This is a genomic window from Martinezella multihospitum, assembly GCF_900094585.1.
GTDB classification, from domain to species: domain Bacteria; phylum Pseudomonadota; class Alphaproteobacteria; order Rhizobiales; family Rhizobiaceae; genus Rhizobium; species Rhizobium multihospitium.
Window position 1 is genome coordinate 66,562 of record NZ_FMAG01000016.1, and the last position, 18,549, is coordinate 85,110.

Annotated in this window: 16 protein-coding genes; 10 read left to right on the forward strand and 6 right to left on the reverse strand. The window is 61.4% G+C overall.

The window, feature by feature from the left end:
* Positions 1–53 precede the first annotated feature (53 nt).
* Positions 54–1,757, forward strand: a complete 1,704-nt coding sequence (rpsA, locus tag GA0061103_RS34160; RefSeq protein WP_092720370.1) for a 30S ribosomal protein S1 — start codon at positions 54–56, stop codon at positions 1,755–1,757.
* Between the two features lie 103 nt (positions 1,758–1,860).
* On the opposite strand, the gene GA0061103_RS34165 is transcribed toward rpsA, so the two are convergent.
* The 3 genes from GA0061103_RS34165 to GA0061103_RS34175 form a co-directional block, all read right to left on the reverse strand.
* A complete protein-coding gene (locus GA0061103_RS34165) occupies positions 1,861–3,549 on the reverse strand; it encodes a hypothetical protein (RefSeq protein ID WP_092720371.1) in 1,689 nt (562 codons plus the stop codon).
* Between the two features lie 238 nt (positions 3,550–3,787).
* The gene (locus GA0061103_RS34170; protein WP_069615362.1) at positions 3,788–4,414 is read right to left on the reverse strand and encodes a ribonuclease D; all 627 of its coding nucleotides are present in this window, start codon (positions 4,412–4,414) and stop codon (positions 3,788–3,790) included.
* An 82-nt stretch (positions 4,415–4,496) separates the two neighbouring features.
* Positions 4,497–5,324: a MerR family transcriptional regulator gene (locus GA0061103_RS34175; protein WP_092720372.1), complete on the reverse strand. Its 828-nt coding sequence runs from the start codon at positions 5,322–5,324 to the stop codon at positions 4,497–4,499.
* A gap of 222 nt (positions 5,325–5,546) precedes the next feature.
* Here GA0061103_RS34175 and GA0061103_RS34180 point away from each other — a divergent pair, with 222 nt between their 5' ends.
* Positions 5,547–6,818, forward strand: coding sequence for a 4-aminobutyrate--2-oxoglutarate transaminase (locus GA0061103_RS34180; protein ID WP_092720373.1), 1,272 nt, complete (start codon positions 5,547–5,549; stop codon positions 6,816–6,818).
* 71 nt (positions 6,819–6,889) lie between these two features.
* Complete coding sequence (locus GA0061103_RS34185; RefSeq protein WP_092720374.1) at positions 6,890–8,371, forward strand: NAD-dependent succinate-semialdehyde dehydrogenase; 1,482 nt, start codon at positions 6,890–6,892, stop codon at positions 8,369–8,371.
* A 7-nt stretch (positions 8,372–8,378) separates the two neighbouring features.
* On the opposite strand, the gene GA0061103_RS34190 is transcribed toward GA0061103_RS34185, so the two are convergent.
* On the reverse strand, positions 8,379–9,152 hold the full coding sequence (locus tag GA0061103_RS34190; protein WP_092720375.1) for a metallophosphoesterase: 774 nt from the start codon (positions 9,150–9,152) through the stop codon (positions 8,379–8,381).
* On the opposite strand from GA0061103_RS34190, the gene GA0061103_RS34905 reads away from it, so the two are divergent.
* Both GA0061103_RS34905 and copD read left to right on the forward strand, forming a co-directional pair.
* On the forward strand, positions 9,151–9,345 hold the full coding sequence (locus GA0061103_RS34905; RefSeq protein ID WP_141694514.1) for a hypothetical protein: 195 nt from the start codon (positions 9,151–9,153) through the stop codon (positions 9,343–9,345). The genes GA0061103_RS34190 and GA0061103_RS34905 overlap by 2 nt on opposite strands.
* Before the next feature lie 185 nt (positions 9,346–9,530).
* Positions 9,531–10,415, forward strand: a complete 885-nt coding sequence (gene copD / locus GA0061103_RS34195; RefSeq protein ID WP_092720376.1) for a copper homeostasis membrane protein CopD — start codon at positions 9,531–9,533, stop codon at positions 10,413–10,415.
* Here copD and GA0061103_RS34200 read toward each other — a convergent pair.
* Positions 10,412–11,182, reverse strand: a complete 771-nt coding sequence (locus GA0061103_RS34200) for a TIM barrel protein (protein WP_092720377.1) — start codon at positions 11,180–11,182, stop codon at positions 10,412–10,414. The genes copD and GA0061103_RS34200 overlap by 4 nt on opposite strands.
* Before the next feature lie 82 nt (positions 11,183–11,264).
* On the reverse strand, positions 11,265–12,215 hold the full coding sequence (locus GA0061103_RS34205; RefSeq protein ID WP_245304961.1) for a helix-turn-helix domain-containing protein: 951 nt from the start codon (positions 12,213–12,215) through the stop codon (positions 11,265–11,267).
* 86 nt (positions 12,216–12,301) lie between these two features.
* Between GA0061103_RS34205 and GA0061103_RS34210 the strand changes: the two genes are divergently transcribed.
* The 5 genes from GA0061103_RS34210 to GA0061103_RS34230 all read left to right on the forward strand — a co-directional run bounded on the left by GA0061103_RS34210 (position 12,302) and on the right by GA0061103_RS34230 (position 18,541).
* Entirely contained in the window at positions 12,302–13,576 is a 1,275-nt protein-coding gene (locus tag GA0061103_RS34210) for an ABC transporter substrate-binding protein (protein WP_092720379.1), read from the forward strand.
* Positions 13,577–13,688: 112 nt separating this feature from the next.
* Entirely contained in the window at positions 13,689–14,549 is an 861-nt protein-coding gene (locus tag GA0061103_RS34215; RefSeq protein WP_092720406.1) for a carbohydrate ABC transporter permease, read from the forward strand.
* Positions 14,546–15,382, forward strand: a complete 837-nt coding sequence (locus GA0061103_RS34220) for a carbohydrate ABC transporter permease (protein WP_092720380.1) — start codon at positions 14,546–14,548, stop codon at positions 15,380–15,382. Before GA0061103_RS34215 ends, GA0061103_RS34220 begins: the two co-directional genes overlap by 4 nt.
* A gap of 15 nt (positions 15,383–15,397) precedes the next feature.
* Positions 15,398–16,486 (forward strand): ABC transporter ATP-binding protein, encoded by a 1,089-nt coding sequence (locus GA0061103_RS34225; RefSeq protein ID WP_092720381.1) that lies wholly within the window; start codon positions 15,398–15,400, stop codon positions 16,484–16,486.
* 51 nt (positions 16,487–16,537) lie between these two features.
* The gene (locus GA0061103_RS34230) at positions 16,538–18,541 is read left to right on the forward strand and encodes an aldo/keto reductase (RefSeq protein WP_092720382.1); all 2,004 of its coding nucleotides are present in this window, start codon (positions 16,538–16,540) and stop codon (positions 18,539–18,541) included.
* Positions 18,542–18,549: the final 8 nt, after the last annotated feature.

Sequence of the window (18,549 nt, forward strand, 5' to 3'; positions counted from 1 at the left end):
CCACCGGCGCGTCAGTGTTCAGATCGCACGATCGGGACACGCCAGGAGATTTCATGTCTGTAACTTCCCCCTCTCGCGAAGATTTCGCAGCTCTTCTCGAAGAATCCTTTGCCAAGAACGACCTGGCTGAAGGCTATGTCACCAAGGGCATCATCACCGCCATCGAAAAGGATGTCGCCGTTGTGGACGTCGGCCTCAAGGTCGAAGGCCGCATTGCGCTGAAGGAATTCGGTGCGCGCGCCAAGGACGGCACGCTCAAGGTTGGCGACGAAGTCGAAGTCTACGTCGAGCGCATCGAAAACGCGCTTGGCGAAGCCGTTCTGTCGCGCGAAAAGGCTCGCCGCGAAGAAAGCTGGATCAAGCTCGAAGCCAAGTTCGAAGCTGGCGAGCGCGTTGAAGGCGTCATCTTCAACCAGGTCAAGGGCGGCTTCACCGTCGATCTCGACGGCGCTATCGCCTTCCTGCCGCGTTCGCAGGTCGACATCCGTCCGATCCGCGACGTTACCCCGCTGATGCACAACCCGCAGCCCTTCGAAATCCTCAAGATGGACAAGCGCCGCGGCAACATCGTCGTTTCGCGTCGTACGGTTCTGGAAGAGTCCCGTGCCGAGCAGCGTTCTGAAATTGTTCAGAACCTCGAAGAAGGCCAGGTTGTTGACGGCGTCGTCAAGAACATCACCGATTACGGTGCGTTCGTTGACCTCGGCGGCATCGACGGCCTGCTGCACGTCACCGACATGGCATGGCGCCGCGTGAACCATCCGTCGGAAATCCTGTCCATCGGCCAGCAGGTCAAGGTGCAGATCATCCGCATCAACCAGGAAACCCACCGCATCTCGCTCGGCATGAAGCAGCTCGAGAGCGATCCGTGGGATGGCATCCAGGCCAAGTATCCGGAAGGCAAGAAGATTTCCGGTACCGTCACGAACATCACCGACTACGGTGCCTTCGTCGAGCTGGAGCCGGGCATCGAAGGCCTGATCCACATCTCGGAAATGTCCTGGACCAAGAAGAACGTTCACCCCGGCAAGATCCTGTCCACGAGCCAGGAAGTCGAAGTCGTCGTTCTCGAAGTCGATCCGACCAAGCGTCGTATCTCTCTCGGCCTGAAGCAGACGCTGGAAAACCCGTGGGCAGCATTCGCCCGCAACCATCCGGCTGGCACCGAAGTCGAAGGCGAAGTCAAGAACAAGACCGAATTCGGCCTGTTCATCGGCCTCGACGGCGATGTGGACGGCATGGTTCACCTCTCCGACCTCGACTGGAACCGTCCGGGCGAGCAGGTCATCGAAGAGTACAACAAGGGTGACGTCGTCAAGGCTGTCGTTCTCGACGTTGACGTCGAGAAGGAACGCATCTCGCTCGGCATCAAGCAGCTCGGCAAGGACGCAGTCGGCGAAGCAGCCGCTTCCGGCGACCTGCGCAAGAACGCAGTCGTTTCCTGCGAAGTGATCGCAGTCAACGACGGCGGCATCGAAGTGAAGCTCGTCAACCACGAAGACATCACCTCGTTCATCCGCCGCGCCGATCTGTCGCGTGACCGTGACGAACAGCGTCCGGAGCGTTTCTCGGTTGGTCAGGTTGTCGACGCTCGCGTCACCAACTTCTCCAAGAAGGACCGCAAGATCATGCTGTCGATCAAGGCTCTGGAAATCGCAGAAGAGAAGGAAGCCGTTGCTCAGTTCGGTTCGTCCGACTCGGGCGCTTCGCTCGGCGACATCCTGGGTGCGGCTCTGAAGAACCGCAACGCCGAATAATCTTCGGTAGACGCCTGAAAACAAAAGACCCGCCGGAGCGATCCGGCGGGTTTTTCTTTGTCCGTTCTGCGGCGTCCATGCCGCCTGTCCGTTGCGAGGCCGGCTATTCCCAGGTCACCATGCGCCGATAGAAATCGAAGGCGTGGTCGTGAAGCGGGTCGCGCAAAGGCTGCGGCAAGGCAACGAGCTCCGGCCTGACGTTATCGTCTCTCGCGGAGGCCGGGCCGGCTTCCGCTTCTTCGGATGCCTCACCCTCTGCTTGAGCCGGCGATTCCTCCGCATGGGCCTGTTCTTCATCCTGACCTTGCGGGTTCTCCTCGTCCTGAGCTTGCCCGCCCTCCTCATCGCCGACGGGATCGACGCGATTGAGCAATTTCGATTCGCTGCTCTTATCAGGAGTGTCGACCGGCAGATAATTCGCCACGACGAAGGGAACGCCGAGCGGCAGGGGCGCCGACATCGTTGCCTGCTCCGCAGCCTCATACACCGCCATCGGCGTTACGGACGACGTCTGCAACGGCGGCTTGCCGGAAGCGACAGGAAGAGCACCGGATGTTTCGGGTCCTTCCGCCAATGACACCGGCATGGCCGCCGCCGCGACCGGGCTCTTGGGACTTTCATTGACGGCCGGCGTCTGCGTGGACGATGTCTGCGCCGCGCTATTGCCGGTCAGCGCCTGGGCGATGATCTTCTCCACGGAAGAGGAGGGATTGTTGATGATCTGCAAAAGGTCGGGATCGGTCGCCATCGCGGGCGGACTGATGACGACCTGCAGGCCCTGTTTGATATCGGCTTCTATCTGCTGGATATCGCGCGGCACCGGCGGCGGCGCCAGCGGTGACCGGATCAGTGCGACTTCAGTCGGGAGTTCGGCTTCGGCGGCGACCGCCGTCAGCAGCACACTCGCGGTCAGGTCATCGACAAGAGATGCGAGCGCGGAAGGTTGGGCAGTGGCGGCGGCAACGCTGCCGGCAGGCGCGGCTTGCGGGGCGGCGGCGATACCGTTTTGCGCGACCGTCTGTGTTTGAGCCGTCGGCGCCACGATGGTCTGGCCAGCAGCTGGCGCTGATGCCGATTGTACCGGAGTGCCCGGTTGCGGCGTCTGCTGCGCCGCAGGTGCCGGCTGTGCGGCAGGCTGAGCCGTCGCTGGCGTGGCCGTCGTAGGCGTGGGTATAGCGGAAGCCGGCTCTTCTGTAGCAGCGGCAAGCGCCGTTGCAAGGGTGGCCAGATCGGCGGCCCTCTGCAGTGGGGCTGATATAGGAGCCCCGGGGGCTGGCGTTTCCACCTGACCGGCATTCTGCCCATAGGAATTGACGACCGCCTTCAGCACGGCATCCGGCTCGGCTGCCGACGCCTGTTCCAAACTGAGAGCCAGCTGCACCGCCTGCGGGCTTTCGGGGTCTTCCAATGCTGCCGCCAGAAGCGGCAGTGGCACCGGCGTCCTCATCTGCGCATCCAGCCGTTGCTGAGCGGTAGCGAGCTGCGGCGGCGTCAGGCTGCGGATTGCGGCGGCGACACGCTGCGCATAAGCGGTATTGCTCTCGCCCGGCTCACGGGAAACATTCACCACCTTGCTGGCGGCATCGATCGCGGAGAGTAGGCTGTCGAGCATGCGTTCGCGGGCCGCAACCAGCAGCATGTTCAGCTTGCCCTCGACGCTGGCATTGACGGTGCTCGACAGAACGGCAAGCGGCGTTGCCGTCGTCTGAAGCCCGGAGGTCTCGGCCGTCGCGGCAATCGGCTTTTCAATGGATACACCCACAGCGGACACGGCACCAACGGGAAGCAACATGACATGCTCCTTTGTCTGGCAAGGCGACGATGGAAGCGGGAAGGCAGGTTCAATCCAGGTCCGCTCATGCGGCCTGTGGATTTCCTAGCGCCGGATGACCGAACTGGCGAGGCGCGAACGCGCAGAACTGGAAATCATCCGCAAAATAGCAGTCGAGTCCTTAACAGATCACTAAATAAAAGGGCCGATGCCACGTCCGCGACACCGGCCTCTGGATTTCGCCCTGCAAGCGAAGCAATCAGCTATGCGCGAAGATATCCGCCTCTTCCCAGCCGAGAAGGTCGAGCTTGGCGCGTGTCGGCAGGAAGGCGAAGCAGTCATCCGCATAGTCCATGCGTCCGTCGCGCAGCAGGCGTTGCGTCAGCTTTTCGCGCAGCGCATGCAGATAAAGTACATCGGAAGCGGCATATTCGAGCTGCGCCGGAGACAGCGTTTCCGCCGCCCAGTCCGACGACTGCTGCGCCTTGGAAATATCGACGTCGAGCATTTCCTTGAGATTGTCCTTCAGGCCATGGCGATCCGTATAGGTGCGGCAGAGGCGCGAGGCGATCTTGGTGCAGAAGACCGGCGTCGTGGTCACGCCGAACGTATGGAACAGCACGGCGATGTCGAAGCGGCCGTAATGAAAGATCTTCTGGTGCGTCGGGTCGGCGAGCATGGCGACGAGATTGGGGGCCTGCTTCTGTCCGGCGGCAATGCGGATGACGTCAGCCGTGCCGTCGCCCGGCGAAAGCTGCACGAGGCAAAGTCGGTCACGGCGTGGAACGAGGCCGAGGGTTTCCGTATCGATGGCTATGGCGCCGGTGTAGCGGGCGGCATCCTCAGTCGAAATATCGCCTTCGTGATAGCGGATGGTGGCAGCCATGAAACTCTCCCGGCTCTGTCTTCAAAATTCGCTTTTCGTCCGTTCTATAGAACAGACGGGATGAGAACCATACCGGTGCCTGTCAAAAAGTCGGCGGCGTGTTGATCCAGAGCAATATGGTCTCACCATCATGGCGGTTGCGCCAGGAATGATAACGGCGGCTTTCGAAATAAAGGGAATCGCCCGGCAGGAGATCGAAGAACTGGTCGCTGTCGAGCACGAGCTCCAGGCGACCAGCGAGAACATGGATGAATTCCTCGCCCCCGTGGCGATAGGCACCTTCGCTCGTCGCACCGGGTGCGAGCACGAAGCGATGGCAGTCCATCATCGTCCGTCCTTCGGCAAGAAGCTGGACAGTGACGCCCGGCGTCGTCGCCGGCCAGGAACGCCATTCGCCGGACCGGATGAGTGCGGGAACATCCTCCCGCTCCTCACCTGACAGGCGCGATACCGTCGTGCCGTAGTAGTCCGCCAGATCATGGAGGGTCTTGAAGCTGACGCCTTGCGAGGTGCGCTCCAGCGTCGATAGCGTCGACGACGTCATGCCCATGTCAGCGGCAACCTGCTCCAGCGTCTTGCCGGCGGCGTGGCGTAGCGAGCGAAGTCTGCGGCCGATATCCGAAGAGGCCAGTTGCTCGCCATTTTCCAGACCGGCGGCGCCCTCCTCCGTCTCGAGCGCCTCGCGAATCGCTGCCGGATTGAGGCCGCGCTCGGCACGGAACCAGGAGATGCGCTTCAGCCGCGCCACGTCCTCGGCGCTGTACTGGCGATGCCCGGTCTCGGAGCGGGAGGGGACGACGAGCCCCTGGCTTTCCCATAGGCGCAAAGTGGAGGCTGATACGCCAGCAAGACGTGCCGCTTCCGCCACCTTGTAGCGCACGGGGTAGCGCTCCGGCTCGATGCTGCTCATATGCCAATATCCCTGATTTTCGTCTTTTGAACCGTTTAGCATGGATGACGCGGCTTAGCGCGCCTTAAAAGCCGCGCCACACTCCATACGAGCCTTCCGCGCATTCTTGTCACCCGCACAAAATCCCGCTTGAAATCTTACAGGAAAAATGTAGGAGTTTTGTAAATAATTTGCAGAAGTTCTGCAAGATAATTCGAGAGCGACTTTCTGGGAGCCACTGCAATGACCTTGACCGAGCGGAAGAATGCCGCCATTTCCCGCGGCGTCGGCATGACGACGCAGATCTATGCCGATCGCGCCGAAAACGCCGAGATCTGGGACAAGGAAGGCAATCGCTACATCGATTTTGCCTCCGGCATTGCGGTGGTGAACACCGGCCACCGCCATCCGCGCGTCATCGCTGCCGTCAAGGAACAGCTCGACCGCTTCACCCACACCTGCCATCAGGTCGTGCCCTATGAAAATTACGTCCATCTTGCCGAGCGGCTGAACGCGATCGTTCCCGGCGATTTCGCCAAGAAGACAATCTTCGTGACCACAGGCGCGGAAGCAGTCGAAAACGCCGTCAAGATCGCCCGCGCCGCCACCGGCCGCTCCGCAATCATCGCCTTCGGCGGCGGCTTCCACGGCCGCACCTTCATGGGCATGGCGTTGACCGGCAAGGTCGCACCCTACAAGATCGGCTTCGGCCCGATGCCGGGCGATGTTTTCCATGCACCCTTCCCGGTGCCGCTGCATGGCGTAACCGTCGAGCAGTCGCTCGCGACACTGAAAAAGCTGTTTGCTGCCGACGTCGATCCGCAGCGCGTAGCCGCCATCATCCTCGAGCCAGTGCAGGGTGAAGGGGGCTTCTATCCGGCGCCGGCCGCCTTCATGAAGGCGCTGCGCGAGATCTGCGACCAGCACGGCATTCTCCTGATCGCCGACGAGGTGCAGACCGGCTTTGCGCGCACCGGCAAAATGTTCGCGATGGACCACCATGAGGTGGCGGCCGATCTCGTTACCATGGCGAAGAGCCTTGCCGGCGGCTTCCCGCTTGCCGCCGTTACCGGCCGCGCCGAGGTGATGGACGCGCCCGGACCGGGCGGCCTCGGCGGTACCTATGGCGGCAATCCGATCGGCATTGCCGCGGCTCATGCCGTGCTCGACGTTATCGCCGACGAGGGCCTCTGCGACCGCGCCAACCAGCTCGGCTCGCGCCTGAAACAACGGCTTGAATCGTTGCGCGACAAGGTGCCTGAGATTGTCGACATTCGCGGCCCCGGCTTCATGAATGCCGTGGAGTTCAACGATGCGGCGACGAAGCTGCCGAGTGCCGATTTCGCCAACAAGGTGCGGCTGATCGCGCTTAACAAGGGGCTGATTCTCTTGACCTGCGGCGTCTACGGCAATGTCATCCGCTTCCTGTCGCCGATCACCATTCAGGACGGCGTCTTCAGCGAAGCGCTCGACATTCTCGAGGCATCGCTGATCGAGGCAAGCGCCTCCCGCTAAGCGCGTCTTTTCGATTTTCTCATCTGTCCACCCGCGCGGCCTGCCGGGCGAAACCTGTCGGAGTGCATAGCATGTCCTTTACAACAGCAATGACCAAGCATGTCCCCTTCTCCTCGCGCCTCCTGCGCGCCGCCGGCTATATCAACGGCAACTGGACGGCCGGCAGTGCGACGAAGACCTTCGATGTCATCAATCCCGCGTCAGGCGAAGTGCTCGCGACGCTTCCCGACATGGGCGCCGCCGAGACCACGGCCGCCATCGATGCCGCCTATGTCGCACAGGTCGCCTGGGCTGCCCGCCCGGCCAAGGAACGCGCCGTAATCCTGCGCAAATGGTTCGATCTCATGGTCGCCAATGCCAATGAACTGGCCGCCATCCTGACGGCCGAAATGGGCAAGCCACTGCCGGAAGCGAGAGGCGAAATCCTCTATGCTGCCTCCTATGTCGAATGGTATGCGGAAGAGGCCAAGCGCATCTACGGCGAAACCATTCCCGCGCCCTCGAACGACAAGCGCATGGTCGTCATCAAGCAGCCGGTCGGCGTCGTCGGCACGATCACGCCCTGGAATTTCCCGGCCGCGATGATCGCCCGCAAGATCGCGCCGGCCCTTGCTGTCGGCTGCACCGTCGTCTCGAAGCCGGCCGAGCAAACGCCGCTCACGGCAATCGCGCTGGCCGTGCTTGCCGAAGAGGCCGGCATTCCCCCAGGCGTCCTCAACATCATCGTCGGCCTCGACGGCCCGGCGATCGGCCGCGAGCTTTGCGGCAATGCGAAGGTGCGCAAGATCAGCTTCACCGGCTCAACGGAGGTCGGCCGCGTCCTGATGCGCCAATGCGCCGACCAGATCAAGAAGGTCAGCCTGGAACTCGGCGGCAATGCGCCCTTCATCGTCTTCGACGATGCCGATCTCGACGCCGCCGTCGAAGGGGCAATGGCCTCGAAGTATCGTAATGCCGGCCAGACCTGCGTCTGCGCCAACCGCATCTATGTCCAGTCCAACGTCTATGACGCCTTTGCCGCCAAGCTTGCCGCCAAGGTCGCCGAACTCTCCGTCGGCGACGGCTTCAAGCCGGGCGTGACCGTTGGGCCACTGATCGACGAACAGGGTGTCGCCAAGGCCGAGGACCATGTTCGGGACGCGCTTTCGAAGGGTGCCCGCATCGTGGCGGGCGGCAAGCGCATCGAGGGTGCCGGTACTTTCTTCGCGCCGACCATCCTGACCGGCGTCGACCGGAGCATGAAGGTTGCCCGCGAGGAGACCTTCGGTCCGGTGGCGCCGCTCTTCCGCTTCGACACCGCCGAGGATGTCATCGCACAGGCGAACGACACCGAATTCGGCCTCGCCGCCTATTTCTTCGCCGGCGACCTCAAAAAGGTCTGGCGGGTGGCCGAAGCGCTGGAATACGGCATGGTCGGCATCAATACCGGCCTGATGTCGTCAGAGACAGCGCCGTTCGGCGGCATCAAGCAATCCGGCCTCGGCCGCGAAGGCTCCCGTCATGGCGCCGACGACTATCTGGAAATGAAGTACCTCTGCATCGGCAATCTATAGTCGGCTATCAGGTTGAGGTGATGTGAATGCGGCCCTGCCACAGGCGGGCCGCGCTCAGCCGGTCGGTGTAAAAGGCGCCGGTATCGAGATTGAGCCTGAGACCATTGACTTCGGCGCGCTGGACTGGCGTATGGCCGTGGATGATCAGCTTCGGCAGCGGCTGCGCGCTATCGTAGAAGCGCGAGCGGATGAAGACCAGGTCGTCGTCTTGTTGGTCGGCAATCGACCGATCCGGATCGATGCCGGCATGGACGAACAAGGCCTCGGGCGTGTCCAGCAGGATCGGCAGACGCCGCAGGAAATTGACGTGATCGTCCGGCAGCCAGGTTCGGATAAAAGTATCGAGCTTCTTCCGCTTGGGATATAATTGCTGCAGACGTGGGATATCCACGCCATAGGAAGCGAGCGTCGCATCACCGCCAAGCGCGACCCAATCCTCGAGCGATATCTCCCCATCGACGTAAGAGAGCATCGCCATCTCGTGATTGCCGGTGAGGCAAATGCGGTCGAAACCGTTCGGCGGCGGTGCCATGAGGCGGCCGACCACCTGCGCCGACGCCGGACCGCGATCGATGAAGTCCCCCAGCATGATGATGAGTTTTCGGCCGGGCAGACCGGCCGCATCGGCGAAGATCTTGCGCTCCAGCGCGCTCAGAAGATCGTAGCGGCCATGGACGTCACCGATGACGTAGGTGGGCATGTCGAGGTGTTCGAGCCGTTCTCGGCGCCGACGATGGCCGAAGCCATTGGCCATTTTTTCGCGTATCCTGGATGCCGCCATGAAACTGCCTTTCGAGCGCACACCCCGGAACGCCTTAACTGTGTCTGCAAAAAGGACTCAAAAGCGACGATTCTTTGCCAGAAAGGCGGAAATCATCGCTAATGACGGTTCTGGCAGCGGCCTTGGCCTGCGGCACCGGCTTGCCGTGCGGCAAAGCGTCCCGAACGGCGCCTTTATGCATGGAGAAAGTTGACAGTGCGTATCCGCAATCTTATCGCGCTAGCCACGCTGGCGCGAGAAATTCCCGCCGCTCAACCCGAGAAAAACATGGGTGTCGGGCGGCTTCGGCCTATTGGTTGCCGGATTGCCGACGCAAACGACATGCCTCAAACTGGAACGTCCCATTCATGGCGCCTGTAAACTTATCGTGAAGTCCTGATGGATACGACGACAGCGCTCCAACTCTGCCGCTTCCTGCATGATGCATCCCTGATGTTTCTATGGGGCGCCTGCGCCTATCTCTCTCTGTTCGTGCCGAGAGCGCTTGCCGACACCGTTTGGCGCATGGTTGCAAAGCCGTTTTTGCTGATTGCCGCGATTGCCGTTTCAACGGCACTGGCCGCATTGCCGGTGACGACGGCGACTATCGGCAACGGCTGGAGCGATGCGCTCGATACCGGCATGATCTATGACGTGGTTTTCGAAACCACGGTCGGAGTCGCCTGGCAAGCGCAGGCGCTAGTAGCCATCGTGATGGTTTGCGTCTTGCTGCTGCCGCAGAGCTGGCGCCGCCATGGGCTGGCCCTGGGCGCCGGCCTCGGCCTTGCCTCGCTGTCATTGACCGGGCATGCCTCAATGCTGGAGGGCTGGGTGCAGCAGGCGCACCGGGCCAATGATATCCTGCATGTGCTGACCGGTGGCGGCTGGCTGGGCGCGTTGGTGCCGCTGATCCCTATCCTCAAGCTTCTCGGCCGTCCGGAATGCCGGGCGGAAGCACGGGTGGCGTTGCGCCGCTTTTCAAATGCCGGGCATGTTGCAGTCGCGCTCGTCATTCTCTCCGGTGTCGTCAACACGCTGCTGATCCTGAAACGCCTGCCGACGGACTGGTCTTCGCCCTATCAGCAGCTGCTTGCCATCAAGATCGCGCTGGTCGCCGTCATGGCGATGCTGGCGATCATCAACCGCTACGTCTTCGTTCCCTGGATCAGCCGCAAGCCGGCCCACGCGCTATTGGCCCTCCGGCTTGGAAGCATCACCGAGATCGTCATCGGCATTGTCGTCATCGGGCTGGTCGCCGTCTTCGGCATGACGGAGCCCGCCTAGCCGCCGAGCGATTTCACGACCGCACGAACGGCTGCCGGATCTTGCGTCGTCGGCTTGTATTCCAGGCCCACCCTGCCACGATAGCCTTGGGCGTATAGCCAATCCAGCCGCTCCGCCAGATCGATATGGCCGGTGCCGGGATCGTTGCGGCCGGGATGATCAGCGACATGGAGATGAACGATGCGGTCGATCCGATCGCCGACGACTTCGCGCGTATTCTCGCCCATGACGGCCGAATGATAGAGATCGTAGACAATGCCGATTTCCGGGCGGCCGACCTCATCGACGATATCGAGCCCCTCCACTGTCGAAGACAGATAATAGCCGACATGGTCGATCGTCGTGTTCAGCGGCTCCAGACCGAGCCGAACACCGGACCCTTTCAGAACGTCAGCACCGGCGCTCAAGGCGGAGACGATGGCCTCCCGCTGCTCGGCACGGGAGAATTCCGGCAGGTCATCTCCGGCCTGAGCAATCAGAACCGATGCGCCGAAACGCTGCGCGACCGTGACGGACTCCCGCAGCCCCTTGAGCCAAGCCTCCTTGTTTGCAGGATTCGTCAGCGCGATCATCGGCTCCGCCACGAGGCCGGACACCGCAATGCCGGTCTCGGCTACAGCCGCCGTGATCGCGTTGAGATCCTTGTTCGTCCAGTGCCAGAACTCGACCGCATCAAGCCCCGCTTCATGCGCCAGCCGGATACGATCCGCAAAGGCATCACCGTCGCGCGCAAACAACCATTCGATACAAGCCGAAAACTGCCGCATAAAAATTCTCCTCCCTCAATCGGTCACGAGCAATGCGCGAGATCGCCCGCAACTGCAAGGGAAACCGGGGCTGCAATCGTCCCTAGCGATGGAATTGATGGGGCGAGCGCGGCATCGGAGATTTTATCGCCTCGACATTCATTGCCGAGAGCACGCGCATGTCCCGGCGGAAATCAGAGGGCGTCATGCCGGCGATGTGGCGGAAGGATTTGTTGAAGGCGCTGATCGAGCCGAAGCCGCTGTCCATCGCCACCTGCAGCACATTGGCGCCGTCCCGCATCAGCATCGCCTGGGCGCGCGACAGGCGCAGCAGGTTCACATATTTCGCCAGCGTCATGCCTGTGGATTTCTTGAAGAGATTCATCGCGTATTTCGGATGGAGATGCGCCGCCTTAGCGATATCGACGGTATCGATGTCGTGTAGAAAATTATCGGCGATGAAATCGCACATGCGCGCCAGGCTGCGCGAGGATTGCGGATGGGCCTGGTCGTTGGTCAGGCTTTCCTGCTTCTCCGGCACCATACGATAGGGCTCGAAGGCGATCCGCTCCAGGCGCAAGAGAAGTTCCGCGACGGCATGTTCGGCCTTGGCGCCGTCTTCGGACATGACATAACGATGCCATCGGGCGAAATTCTCGTCGTCTGCGGCATCGGTCGCCGAGCTTATCAGCGCCTGCCCGCGAATGAGACGGCCGGAAATATCGAGCGGCAGCCGCAGGCGGAAAAAATGCACGAGCGGCAGATGCGCGCCCGCATAGATCGCATCCTCCGACAAGTCGTCCAACAGATGCGGCTGACCGCCCCAGAAAAGGCAGATCTCGCCCGCTCTCAAAGTAAGCTCGTGATCGCCTATGCGGTAATGCACGATGCCGCGAACGATGTAGTTCACTTCCACCTGCGCGTGCCAATGCGGCTTTGCCATCGGCAACGGGTGGTTATGGAACATCTGCAGGACATTTGGGAGCCCTTCGACGCTGCTCGCACCCGGCTGATAAACCGCCCGTTGACCTACCTTACTTTTCGCCAAGTCGATGTTCCTTTTTTAGGAGACAGAAGCGTATCGACAGCTAGTTTAAGCGTGTTCTCTTGAGGACGGCAATTGAAAAGGGAGGATTTTCAATGCGTTTAAAACTTGCTGGAGCGACGGCCCTTGCTGCCCTGCTCGCTTCCGGTTCTGCCTTTGCTGAGCAAACCACCATTACGGTCTGGAGCTGGAACATCGCCGCATCGGCGCTGAAATCCACAGTCGAGGGGTTCAACAAGAAATATCCTGACATCAAGGTCGAGGTTCAGGACATCGGCAACCCGCAGGTCTTCGACAAGATGCTGGCTGCTTGCGCTGCCGGCGGCGATGGTCTGCCGGATGTCATGTCGATCGAAAACCACAAGGCTTCGATCTTCTGGAATCGCTTTCCGGACTGCCTGACCGATCTCACCAAGCTCGGCTACAACGACGAGCTGAAGAAGCAATTCCCGGATTTCAAGCGCGCCGAGCTTGAAGTCGGCGATGCCGCCTACGCGATGCCGTGGGATTCCGGTCCGGTCACCATGTTCTATCGCCGCGACATGTATGAAAAGGCCGGCGTCGATCCGGCAACGATCAAGACCTGGGACGATTTCATCGCCGCCGGCAAGAAGATCTCAGCCGCCAATCCCGGTGTCGTCATGACGCAGGCCGATCTCAACGGTGATAGCGAATGGTTCCGCATGCTCGCCAACGAACAAGGCTGCGGCTATTTTTCGAGTGACAGCCAGAGCATCACCGTCAACCAGCCCGGCTGCGTCAAAGCGCTGGACAAGGTGAAGGAGATCAAGGACGCGGGCCTGATGACGGCGGCGAACTGGAACGAGAAAATTCAGGCGAACACTGCAAGCAAAGTGGCATCGCAGCTCTATGGCGGCTGGTATGAAGGCACTGTCCGCTCCACCTCGCCTGATCTCGCCGGTAAATGGGGCGTCTATCCGATGCCGAGCATGACGGCTGACGGCCCGCATGCAGCCAATCTTGGCGGTTCGTCGCTCGCAATCGCCAGCGGCTCCAAGCACAAGGAAGCTGCCTGGAAATTCCTCGAATACACGCTTGGCACCAATGAGGGCCAGGTGACGATGCTGAAGTCCTTCGGTCTCGTGCCGTCGCTGTTGACGGCAGTCAAGGATCCCTTCGTCAACGAACCGCAGCCCTATTGGGGTGGGCAAAAGGTCTGGGCCGATATCCTCGCCACCCTGCCGAAAATCCACCCGAGCCCAGGCACCCAGTATTTCAGCGACGCCGATGAGGTCATCAAAGCCGTCCAGACGAAATACCTTGCCGGCGGCTATCCAAACGGCAAGGCCGCGCTCGACGATGCGGCGCAGCAGATCGCCTCGGCGACAGGCCTGCCGCTCGCGAAATGAGTGACACTGCCGGGCGCGCATCCCGAGCCGCGCCCGGCATCCCCGTCGCCCTCAGGGCGGCGGGGATGCGATGTCACGCGTCATTTCACTGCGCATAAAGGAGAAGGCTTTCATGCGGTTGCGAAACCGGAGCGCCTATGCGTTCCTTGCACCCTATCTTCTGGTGTTCGCCGCTTTCTGGGTCTGGCCGATCATCGATTCGTTCCTGATCTCATTCCAGAACACCCGGGTTAATCCGTGGGTCTACAATCTGTCGCTCAATTGGGGGCGTCTGTTCGGCGACCCGGCCTTCTACAACGCGCTTCAAAACACGCTGATCATCCTGGTCGTCCAGGTCCCCGTCATGATCACGCTCGCCACGGTCATGGCGGTGCTGCTGAATTCACCGCTGCTGAAGGCCCGTGGCATTTTCCGCTTCGCTTTCTTCGCACCCGTCGTTGTTGGAGAGGTCGCCTATGCCGCGGTCTTCCGCCTGATGTTCAACGTCGATTTCGGCATCATCAACAAGCTACTCGGCGGCATCGGCATAGCGCCCATATCGTGGTTTGCCGACTCCCATGCCGCCATGGTCCTCATCATCATCGCCGTGACCTGGCGCTGGGCCGGTTATAACGCCATCATCATCCTGTCCGGGCTGCAATCGATCCCCGAGGATGTCTACGAGGCTGCAACCCTCGACCGCGTCAGCCGTTTCCAGCAGTTCATCCATATTACCCTGCCACTGTTGAAGCCGATCATCCTGTTCTGTGTCGTCCTGTCTGTCATCGGCACCATGCAGCTCTTCACCGAACCATACCTGATCACCAACAGGGGTGGTCCCGGCGGCGGGACGGAAACGCTCGGCCTGCTGCTCTATCGCCAGGCCTTCCAGTCGACCAACTTCGGCTATGCCTCGGCGGTCGCCTACACGATGGCGGCGCTTGCAGTGGCCATCTCTCTTCTCAATCTCTGGGTGGGGCGCGAACCGAAATGAAATCGAAATCCAAGTCCACTCTGATCCGCTCGATCGCGCTACACGGCTTGCTGGCGCCGCTCGCCATCATCTGGCTGTTTCCGCTCTGGATGATGTTCGTCTTTTCGACCATGCCCGATTACGGCATTTTCAGCCCCGGCATCATCCTGACACCGTCGACAGGTTTCATGGACAACTTCCGGAACCTGCAGGCCGACACCAACTTCATCGGTGCCATGACGATCTCCATCGTCGTTGCCGTCGTCTATACCGTCCTGTCGGTGCTGCTGACCTCGATGGCCGGATGGGCGCTGGCGCGCTACCAGTTCGCCGGCCGTTCGGGCGTTATCGGCATCATCCTCGGCACGATCACGCTGCCATACTCCGTCGTCGTCATCCCGCAGTTCATCATGGTAGCGCGCGATTTCGGGCTGGCCAATTCATGGGTCGCCCTGATCGTCCCGCCGCTCTTCAACTCGCTCGGTGTGCTCTTCATGCGCCAGGCCTTCTCGATGATGCCGGGTGAACTCTTTGACGCCGCCCGCGTCGAGGGCGTCAAGGAATGGCAGATCTTCCTGCGTATCGCCCTGCCGCTCGCGCGGCCGACGATGGCAGCGCTCGCCATCATTCTGTTCCTCGCTTCGTGGAACAATTACCTCTGGCCGTTGCTCATCAACTCCCGGCCGGGGATGATGACCGCACCCGTCGCGCTCGGAACGCTGATCGGCCTCACCAGGGTCTCCTGGGGCGGCATCATGGCCGGTGCCGTGATGCTGACGGCACCGATCCTCATCATCTTCGTTCTCCTGCAACGCCACTTCATCGCCGGCATCGCCGCCGGCGCAATCAAATAATTCCGGGAGACCTGTATGGCTGAACTGTCCCTTACCAATATCGTCAAACGCTACGGTTCTCTGGAAATCATTCACGGCGCCAATCTCGAGGTGAAGGATGGCGAATTCGTCGTCTTCGTCGGGCCGTCCGGATGCGGCAAGTCCACACTGCTGCGCATGATCGCCGGTCTCGAAGACATCACAGGCGGCGAGTTGAAAATCGGCGGCCGCGTGGTCAACGACATGGAGCCGGCCGACCGCGGCATCGCCATGGTCTTCCAGTCCTATGCCCTCTATCCGCATCTGACTGTCGAGCAGAACCTGAATTTCGGCCTGCGCATGAACGGCAACCCGAAGGCCGATACCGATCGCCGTGTCAAACAGGCAGCCGAGATCCTGCAGATATCAGAGCTGATGCAGCGCCGGCCGAAACAGCTTTCAGGCGGCCAGCGCCAGCGCGTTGCCATCGGCCGCGCCATCGTGCGCGAACCGCAGATCTTCCTGTTCGACGAGCCGCTGTCCAATCTCGATGCCGAGCTGCGCGTGCAGATGCGCGTCGAAATCTCCCGCCTCCACAAGAAGCTTGGGACGACGATGATCTATGTCACGCACGACCAGACCGAGGCGATGACGCTTGCAGACAAGATCGTCGTGCTCCGCAGCGGCAATATCGAGCAGGTGGGAGCGCCGCTCGACCTCTATGACGACCCGGCCAACCAGTTCGTAGCCGGATTCGTCGGCTCGCCGAAGATGAACTTCCTGCAGGCCGAAGTTAGCGACAATCAAGCCGGTCGCATCGCCATCGTGCTCAAGGGCCAGCGCAATGTCCGCCTGACCTTGCCAGTCACGTCTGCAAAAGTGGAGGTCGGCCAACCCGTGACACTGGGCGTCCGCCCGGAACATTTCCTCGAAGCCGGCCGCGGCGACGTGGACATGACCGTCCATGTCGATGTCGCGGAGCATCTCGGCAATACCAGCTACATCTACGCCAATATCGAAGGCGGCGAGCAGATCGTCATCGAGCGCGAGGAGTCCCGCAATACGGGCAACCGAGACACGCTCACCGTGGCGCTCTCGGCGGCCAAGGCATTCCTGTTCGACAGCGCCGGCAACCGATTGCGGTAGGCGCTGCCCATACTCCCAAGACAGCATGCAGATTTAGGAAAGGATCGTTCCATGACTACTGAGACACCAATCCGCTGGGGCATCATCGGCCCCGGCCGGATCGCACAGACTTTTGCCGATGGCGTCGCCCATTCCCGCAGCGGCAAGCTGGTAGCCATCGCCAGCCGCAACCCGGACAAGCCGGGTCTCGGTGACGGCTTCCCCGGCGCGCGCATCGTCAATGGCTATGAAGCCCTGCTCGCCGACAAGGACATCGACGCCGTCTACATCGCCACGCCGCACACCGGCCATGCCGAATGGGCGATCAAGGCGATCCGCGCCGGCAAGCATGTGCTCGTTGAAAAGCCGATCGCGCTCTCGGCTTTCGATGCGGAGGCTATCTACTACGAGGCCAAGAAAGCCGGTGTCTTCGCCGGCGAAGCCTTCATGTATCGCGTCCATCCGCAGACGGCGAAGCTGATCGAACTCGTCAAGAGCGGCGTGATCGGTGATCTCCGCATCATCCGCACCTCCTTCGGCTTCAACATGGGCAAGGTCAATCCGGAACACCGGCTGTTTGCCAATGAGACGGCCGGCGGCGGCATTCTCGATGTCGGCGGCTATCCGGTCTCGATGGCTCGCCTGATTGCTGGCGCGGTCAACGGCAAGCCGTTCCTCGATCCCGAAAAGGTGTCGGGCGTCGGCCATCTCGGCCAGACCGGTGTCGATGAATGGGCTTCCGCCGTCCTGAAATTCCCGAACAACATCATCGCCGAAGTATCCTGCTCGATCATGGCGAACCAGGACAACACGCTGCGCATCATCGGCTCCGAAGGCCGCATCGAGGTCACCGATTTCTGGTTTGCCTCCGGCCACAAGGGCGGCGTTGGCAAGATCGACGTCATCAAGGGCGGCGAAACCCAGACGATCGAGGTCAAGGAAGACCGCTGGCTCTATTCCTTCGAAGTCGATGCGGCAGGTGACGCCATCCGCGCCGGACAAAAGGAATTCGCCTATCCCGGCATCGGCTGGGCGGATTCGATCGGCAACCTCCGTGTTCTCGACCAGTGGCGTGCCTCGATCGGCCTCGAATATAGCGTCGAGAAAGCAGCAAAGCGGACGAAGAATATTGCCGGCGCGACCGTGACCAAGGGCAACAGCATCCCGAAGCGCGCCATTCCGGGCATCTCCAAGCCGGCATCGCTCGTCACGCTCGGCTTCGAATTCTTCCCGAATTTCGCGGCCGCTTCGCTGACGCTCGACGCCTTCTACGAAGCGGGCGGCAACGCCTTCGACACGGCCTATGTCTATGGCGGCGGCAAGACGGAAAGCATCTTCGGCGACTGGCACACCAGCCGCAACGTGCCGCGCGAAGAGATCGTGCTGATTGGCAAGGGCGCCCATTCGCCGCTTTGCTACCCGGACATGATCAAAAAGCAGCTCGACCAGTCTCTCAACCGCCTGAAAACCGACTATGTCGACATCTACTTCATGCATCGCGACAATACCGACGTTCCGGTCGGCGAGTTCGTGGATGCCATGGATGCCGAGGTGAAGGCTGGCCGGATTCGCGGCATCTTTGGCGGCTCTAACTGGACGCGCGCGCGCTTCGACGAGGCGATCGCCTATGCCGAGAAAAACGGCAAGACGGCACCGGCTGCCCTTTCCAACAACTTCTCGCTGGCGGAAATGCTCGATCCGATCTGGGCCGGATGCGTTGCGGCTTCCGACGACGACTGGAAGGCGTGGCTCAACGCCAAGCAGATCCCGAACTTCGCCTGGTCGAGCCAGGGCCGCGGCTTCTTCACCGACCGCGCCGGCCGCGACAAGCGCGACGACGAGGAATTGGTTCGCGTCTGGTATTCCGACCGAAATTTCGGCCGCCGCGACAGGGCGATCGAACTGGCGCAGAAGCTCGGCCGCAACCCGATCCACATCGCGCTTGCCTATGTCGTCGCACAGCCCTTCCCTGTGATACCGCTGATCGGCCCGCGCACGGTCGCCGAACTGGAAGACAGCCTTTCCGCGCTCGACATCAAGCTGACGCCGGAGCAGGTGAAATGGCTCGAGGGCTGAGATAGGCA